The sequence below is a fragment of the Halalkalicoccus subterraneus genome (assembly GCF_003697815.1).
Lineage (GTDB): Archaea > Halobacteriota > Halobacteria > Halobacteriales > Halalkalicoccaceae > Halalkalicoccus > Halalkalicoccus subterraneus.
The window spans coordinates 21,345-28,529 of sequence record NZ_RDQG01000079.1 but is presented as its reverse complement, the minus strand read 5'-3'; the positions used below and the strand labels follow the sequence as shown (position 1 = coordinate 28,529).

Below are 7,185 nucleotides of genomic sequence, written 5' to 3'. Positions count from 1 at the left end.
GTCACGGTCGGAATGCCGAGCGCGAGGCAGTTGCCCGCGAAGATGGACGCGAACGACTCGCCGACGATGGCGTCGATCCCCCAGCGCTGGAGCGCCTGTGGGGCGTGCTCACGGGAGGAGCCACACCCGAAGTTCGAGTTCACGACGAGGACGTTCGCCTCCTGATACTGCTCCTCGTTGAACGGGTGGTCCTTCTCGTTGTCCTCGCTATCGAAGCGCTGGTCGAAGAAGGCGAACTCGCCCAGCCCGTCGAAGGTGACGACCTTCATGAAGCGCGCCGGGATGATCTGGTCGGTGTCGATGTCGTTGCCGCGGATCGGGATGGCAGTTCCCGAGACCGAGTCGATGGTATCGACCGATGCGTCGTCGCTCATGCCGAGACCACCTCCTCGAGTTCCCGAACGTCAGTCACCTCGCCGGCGATCGCCGCCGCGGCGACCATCTCGGGGCTCATCAGCACCGTCCGGCCGTCCTTCGACCCTTGGCGGCCGACGAAGTTTCGGTTCGACGAGGACGCCGAGGCCTGATCGCCTTCTAACTGATCTTCGTTCATGCCGAGACACATCGAACAGCCCGCGTTTCGCCACTCGAAGCCGGCCTCGCGGAAGACGTCCGCGAGTCCCTCCTCCTCGGCCGCTTGTTGGACGCGCTGGCTGCCGGGCACCACGAGCCCGCGCACGTCGGGGTGGACCTCACGGCCCCGTACGATCTCCGCGGCCGCCCGGAGGTCGGGCAGCCGGGCGTTCGTACACGATCCCAGGAAGGCCACGTCGATCTCGTAGCCTGCCATCGTCTCGCCGGGCGAGACCCGCATGTGTTCCTGTGCGCGACGAGCGGTGTCCTGTTTGTCCGCCGGAAGCTCCTCCGGCTCCGGGATCGGCTCGGTGATCCCGATTCCCTGGCCGGGCGTGGTTCCCCACGTGACGGTGGGTTCGATCTCGCTGCCGTCGATCGTGACAACGTCGTCGTACTCGGCGTCCTCGTCCGATCGAACGGACTCCCAGTACGGTTTGAGCCGCTCGAACTTCTCGGGGTCGTCCTCGAAGGCATCCGTCTCGGCGAGCCACTCGTAGGTGGTCTCGTCGGGGTTGACGTAACCCGCGCGCGCGCCGCCCTCGATCGACATGTTACAGATCGACATGCGACCTTCCATGCCGAGGCTCTCGATGGCCTCGCCGGCGTACTCGTAGACGTAGCCGACGCCGCCTTCCGTGCCGAGCCGACGGATGATCGTCAGGACGACGTCCTTCGCCGTGACGCCGGGACCGAGTTCGCCCGTGACCTCGATCTTGCGTACCTTCTGTTTCTCCATCGCGACGGTCCCGGTCGCGAGTACGTCGCGGATCTGGCTGGTGCCGATTCCGAACGCGAGCGCGCCGAACGCGCCGTGGGTGCTCGTATGCGAATCCCCACAGACGATCGTCATCCCCGGCTGGGTGATTCCCTGCTCGGGGCCGATGACGTGGACGATCCCCTGATCGCCAGTGTCGGGGTGATCGAACTCGATGCCCGCCTCGCGGACGTTCTCTTCGAGCTCGCGCATCATCTCCTCTGCGGCGTCGTCGCCGTACGGCCGGGACTGATCCGCGGTGGGGACGATGTGATCCACGGTGGCATGGGTGCGCTCGGGGTAGGCGACCTCGAGGTCGCGCTCCTTGAGCATCCCGAACGCCTGCGGGCTGGTCACCTCGTGGATGAGGTGCAGGCCCACGAACAGCTGGGTCTGTCCCGTGGGCAGTTCGGTCACTGTATGTCTGTCCCAGACCTTGTCGTAGAGGGTGCCTCGACTCATTCCTCTACTACGTCCTCGTTCCCGTCGTACTCCTCGCCGCGCTCGAAGACGCGCGTCGCGCCCTCGTCGTCGTGCGGCGGGGTGTGGTCGATGTCCTTCATTCGGTCCCTCTCGCCGGCCTCGCGCCTCCCTCCGTCCGCCACGACGACCGGCCCGCGCGCGAACAGCGCGCCCGCGCTCGTGTCGTCGTAGGGGTGGGTGTGGTCGACGTCTTTCATCCGCCGTGCGTTGGTATCGGTGTCGTCAGTCATCCGCAGTCACTTTCTCCTGTTTGTCCTCGGTTTCGTCTTCGGCCCACGCAAAGAGCGCCCGCAGCTCCGCGCCGACCGCCTCGATCTCGTGGTCCTTCTCGGCCTGCCGGAGCTGGGTGTAGCTCGGCCGGCCGGCCTGGTTCTCCGCGATCCACTCGCGGGCGAAGGTCCCGTCCTGTACTCCTTGAAGAACTTCCTCCATGTTCTCGCGGGCGTGGTCGTCGACGATCACGTCGCCCTTCGTCAGGCCGCCGTATTCGGCCGTGTCGCTCACCGAGTCCCACATCCCGCCGAGCCCGTCCTCGTACATCAGGTCGACGATCAGCTTCATCTCGTTGAGACACTCGAAGTACGCCATCTGCGGGCTGTAGCCCGCATCGACGAGCGTCTCGTAGCCCTGCTTGATCAGGCTCGCGATCCCGCCACAGAGTACCGCCTGCTCGCCGAAGAGGTCGGTCTCGGTCTCCTCGCGGAAGGTGGTCTCGACGACGCCCGCACGGGTACAGCCGATCGCCTGGCCGTACGCCAGCGCCTCCTCCTTTGCCTCGCCCGTCGCGTCCTGGTAGATCGCAAGCAGGGCGGGCGTGCCCTGGTCGTTCTCGTAGTTCCGCCTGAGGAGGTGCCCGGGCGTCTTGGGCGCGATCATCGTCACGTCGACGTCCTCTGGCGGGTTGATCTGGTTGTAGTGGATGTTGAATCCGTGGGCGAACTGAAGCGTGTTGCCCGCCTCGAGTTCCTCCTCGATCTGCTCGTAGACCGTCGGCTGAACCGTGTCGGGCACCAGCACGCTCACGATGTCCGCACCCGCCGCGACCTCCGCGGGCGTGCCGACCTCCAGTCCGTCCTCGCGGGCGGCCTCCCGGGAGGACGAGCCCTCCTTCAGGCCGACCCGTACCTCGACCCCGCTGTCGGCGAGGTTCTGTGCGTGGGCGTGGCCCTGGCTGCCGTAGCCGAGTACGGCGACGGTCTTGTCCTCGATCTGGCTGCGCTGTGCGTCCTCGTCGTAGTAGATTGTGGCTTCCTCAGTCATTGTTCGTCGTTGTCTGCCAGCTCTCGTGCATTCGTTCGTACCGTTCCTCCTCAACGTCCGTCGTCCAGACGTCACCGCGCGCAATGGCCGTCTGGCCGGTACGCGCGAGTTCGCGGATGCCGAACTGCTGGAAGGCGTCGATCGCGTCGTCGATCTTCCCCTCGCCGCCGGTGATCTCGATCGAGATCGTTCTGGGTCCGGCGTCGAGCACGGTCCCGTCGTACATCTCCGTGACCGCCTGGACCTTGTCCGGCTCGTCGCCGTGGACCTTCACGATGACCAGCTCGCGCTGGATCGCCTTGTCGCCGAGCTCCTGGACCGAGATCACGGGCAGCAGCTTCGCGAGCTGTTTTTCGACCTGCCGGATCCCCGGATCGGACTCCTCGATGACGAGCGTGATTCGGGACGTCTCGGGGTTGGTCGTCGTCCCCACGGTGAGGCTCTCGATGTTGAACTGCCGCCGGGAGACGAGCCCCGACGCCTTCGCGAGCACGCCGGGTTCGTTCTCGACCAACGCCGAGATGACAGTTCGCCGGGGGACGGGCTCGGCCTCGACCTCGGGATCGATCCGCATCCCCTGGCTGTTGCGCCGGCCGGCCGTCCGGGGGCGCTCCTCGGGAGCCGGCCCCTGCAGCCCGTTGATCTGCTGGGGTTCGTCGTCGCTACTCATAGCTGGTCCTCCGAGAGGGCGAATTTTCCATTATCGCCGCCGCTTGGCACCATCGGGTAGACGTTCGCGCCGGGGTCGATGTGGAAGTCGATCACCGACGGGCCGTCGTGGGCCACGGCGGCCTCGACGGTGTCTGCGACCTCGTCGTACTCGTGGACCGCAAAGCCCTGCGCGCCGAAGGCCTCGGCGAGCTTGTCGAAGGCTGGCACCCACGGGTACTGCGAGGCGGAGTGCCGTCCCTCGAAGAAGGCGTCCTGCCACTGGCGGACCATCCCGACCGCGGCGTTATTGAGCACCGCGACGGTGATGTCGAGGTTCTCCCGCACCGCGACCGCGAGCTCCTGACACGTCATCAAAAAGGAGCCGTCGCCCTCGAAGCAGACGACCTGTCTGTCGGGCGCGGCCACCTTCGCGCCGATGGCGGCCGGCAGCCCGTACCCCATCGTTCCCAGCCCGTGGGAGGAGACCCACGTCCGGGGGTGGCGGTAGGTCCAGTACTGACACGCCCACATCTGGTGTTGGCCGACGCCCGTGGTGACGATCGCGTCCTCGGGGGTCGCCTCGTCCAAGGTCTCGACGACGAACTCCGGACGGATCGGCCGGTCCTCTGGTGCGGCGTAGTCCATCGGATACTCGGCCTTCCACGTCGTACACTGCGCCTGCCACTCGGGGGCGTCGGGCGCTCGGGTCATCTCGCCGTCGATCTGTTCGAGCACCGTGCCGGCGTCCCCGATCAGCGCGACGTCGGCCTCGATGTTCTTCGAGATCTCGGCGGGGTCGATGTCGACGTGCAGCAGCTCGGCGTCGGGCGCGAACGTTTCGATGCCGCCGGTGAGGCGGTCGTCGAACCGACAGCCCACCGCCAGCATCGTATCACAGTGGGTGATCGCCATGTTGGCGTAGCCGGTGCCGTGCATCCCGGCCATCTCCATCGCCAGCTCGTGGTCCTCGGGGAACGCACCTAGTGCGGGCATCGTCGTCACGACGGGGATCTCGTACTCCGTGGCGAATGCCCTGAGCTCCTCGCTGGCCTCGCCTTTGATCACGCCGCCGCCCGCCAGGATGACGGGTTTTTCGGCGCGTTCGAGGGTTCGGGCCGCCCGGTCGACTGCCTCACCGTCGGCCTCGTACTGCGGGTCGTAGGTGTCGGGCGTCCGGGGCGAGCCCGGCTCCCGATCCGTCTCGGCGTTGGTCACGTCCTTCGGGAGGTCGACGACCGTGGGGCCGGGGCGGCCCGTCCCCGAGAGCGCGAACGCCTCGCCGACGGTGTCGCCGATCGTGTCGGGATCGGTCGCGAAGTAGTTCGTCTTCGTGATCGGCCGCGTGACGCCCGTGGTGTCGGTCTCCTGGAAGGCGTCGTTGCCGACCGACGCCGTCGCGACCTGGCCGGTGAGCGCGAGGACCGGGTCCGAGTCCATGTCGGCGTCCGCGAGACCGGTCACGAGGTTGGTCGCGCCCGGGCCCGACGTGGCGAGACAGACGCCGGGCTCGCCGGCGACGATCCCGTAAGCGTCGGCGGCGTGGGCCGCGCCCTGCTCGTGGGCCATCGTGACGTGGCGGATCCCCGAGTCGTACAGCGCGTCGTAGACGGGCATGATCGCCCCGCCCTGCACGCCGAAACAGGTCTCGACGCCCGCGCCCTCGAGCGCGCGGATCACCGAACTCGCGCCGGTCGTGACCGGCGTCGGTTCGACGGTTTCGGTTTCGGTTTCGCCTTCCTCGTCCGTTTCCCGGTCGAACGTGGCGGGTGGTTGTTCACTCATTGGATCGACTGGTGTGGTTCGTCGGGGTGGTCTGTGGGCGATACGGCGGTCGACAGCGGTGGGTCGTGGATCTCATTGGTACGAGTACTGACTGGTCGAAAGGTGGTGCAACCGAGGTCGAGGAAAGTAGGTAGTGTAGGGGCTATACCCCTACAATAATGAGTCCGCGCGCCACGACCGCGTCGCTGTCGGTCCCCGTGGATCCGAGAGCGGTGGTCGTCTGCATCTATCTGCCGAGTCGGCAGGCAGGGATAATAACCCTTGCGGGGCGGGCGAGCGTTGCCGCTGCGTCGCTCGCCGGCGGGCGAACTCCGTCCCATCTACGCTCGGGCCTCCTCGTAGCGCGCGACGTCGATCTCGCGGGCGAAGCGCTCGACGTCGGAGCGCGTAACGCGGTTCTTCTCCGCGCCGTAGTCCTTCACCCGGCGGGTGATCTCCCGTACCTCGCTCTCGGTCGGGTCGAAGCCGGCCTCGGTCAGAAACTCCCGGACCGAGTGGGTTCCCGTATGCTTGCCCAAGACGAGTTCGCGCTTCGCGCCGACCATCTCGGGGGTCATGATTCCCGGCTCGAACGTATCGGAGTTCTCGATCACACCCGCGGCGTGGATCCCGCTCTCGTGGCTGAAGGCGTTGGCCCCGACGATCGGCTTGTTCGCCGGCACCGGTACCTCGCTTTTCTCCTCGATCAGGCGCGAGAGCTCGGTGATCCGGGTCGTGTCGATACCGGTGTCGACTCCGTAAATCGATTCTGCGGCCATCACGACCTCCTCGTAGGCGGCGTTGCCCGCGCGCTCGCCGATCCCGTTCACACTGACTTGGGCCTGCTCTGCGCCGGCCTCGAAGCCGGCGATGGCGTTCGCGCTCGCCATCCCGAAGTCGTCGTGGGCGTGGACGTCGACCCGTGCGTCGGTGTGCTCTCTGACCAGTTTCACCAGTGCCCCCATCCGACTGGGGGTCGCGACCCCGCAGGTATCGGGGATGTTGACCCAATCGACGCCGACCTCGTCGACGGCCTCGAGGATCTCGGTCAGAAAGTCGCTGTCGGTGCGCGTGGCGTCCATCGGCGAGAACATCACCTCGACGCCCGCGTCATTGGCTCGCTGGATGGACTCGACGGCCCGCTCCTTGACGTCCTCGCGGGTGGCATGCATCGAGTCCTCGATCTGGACGTCGCTCGTCGAGACGAAGACGTGGATCATCCCCACGCCCGAGTCGATCGCGCTCTCGACGTCCTTCTCGACGACGCGGGCCAGCCCGCAGACCGTCGAGGTGGTCGAGGCGGCGATGTCGCTGACCGCCTCGAACTCGGCGTCGCTGTTGACGGGAAAGCCCGCCTCGATGACGTGGGTTCCCATCTCGTCCAGCACGGCCGCTATTTCGCGCTTATCGTCGTAACTGAAGGACGTTCGCGGTGTCTGCTCGCCGTCACGCAGTGTAGTGTCGAAGATCCGTACCGTCTCGATCTCGTCACTGGAAGCTAACGTGCCCTGGAAGAACTCGACCCCCCCGACTGGTGTCGGAGGCGCCCATGGTGTTGTCGGACATGGTACTCGGGTTCAGGGCGGCACCAGTATATAAATCCACCGCTGTGATGACGAACCACGGTATCCGAAACCAGTATACGATCCGTCAGTCTCATCGAAACCGCACGACTACAACGCTGTATAATGACCTTAATT

7 protein-coding genes are annotated in these 7,185 nt (G+C 66.4%); all 7 read right to left on the bottom strand.

The genetic code is table 11. The features are described from left to right. Nucleotides 1-374, bottom strand: a 374-nt coding sequence (locus EAO80_RS17025; RefSeq protein ID WP_368280562.1) for a 3-isopropylmalate dehydratase small subunit 2, incomplete at its 3' end; no start/stop codon positions are given. Further along, nucleotides 371-1,792 carry a 3-isopropylmalate dehydratase large subunit gene (gene leuC, locus EAO80_RS17020; RefSeq protein ID WP_122091034.1) on the bottom strand — a complete coding sequence of 474 codons (1,422 nt, stop codon included), beginning with the start codon at nt 1,790-1,792 and terminating at the stop codon, nt 371-373. The genes EAO80_RS17025 and leuC, both read right to left, overlap by 4 nt. Then, nucleotides 1,789-2,043 carry a hypothetical protein gene (locus EAO80_RS17015; RefSeq protein WP_122091033.1) on the bottom strand — a complete coding sequence of 85 codons (255 nt, stop codon included), beginning with the start codon at nt 2,041-2,043 and terminating at the stop codon, nt 1,789-1,791. Before EAO80_RS17015 ends, leuC begins: the two co-directional genes overlap by 4 nt. Then, a complete protein-coding gene (gene ilvC, locus EAO80_RS17010; RefSeq protein ID WP_122091032.1) occupies nt 2,036-3,073 on the bottom strand; it encodes a ketol-acid reductoisomerase in 1,038 nt (345 codons plus the stop codon). Before ilvC ends, EAO80_RS17015 begins: the two co-directional genes overlap by 8 nt. Beyond that, nucleotides 3,066-3,743 (bottom strand): acetolactate synthase small subunit, encoded by a 678-nt coding sequence (ilvN, locus tag EAO80_RS17005; RefSeq protein ID WP_122091031.1) that lies wholly within the window; start codon nt 3,741-3,743, stop codon nt 3,066-3,068. Before ilvN ends, ilvC begins: the two co-directional genes overlap by 8 nt. Beyond that, entirely contained in the window at nt 3,740-5,506 is a 1,767-nt protein-coding gene (ilvB, locus tag EAO80_RS17000) for a biosynthetic-type acetolactate synthase large subunit (RefSeq protein ID WP_122091030.1), read from the bottom strand. Before ilvB ends, ilvN begins: the two co-directional genes overlap by 4 nt. A gap of 320 nt (nt 5,507-5,826) precedes the next feature. Then, nucleotides 5,827-6,969, bottom strand: a complete 1,143-nt coding sequence (locus tag EAO80_RS16995; RefSeq protein ID WP_211330756.1) for a LeuA family protein — start codon at nt 6,967-6,969, stop codon at nt 5,827-5,829. Between the last annotated feature and the right edge of the window lie 216 nt (nt 6,970-7,185).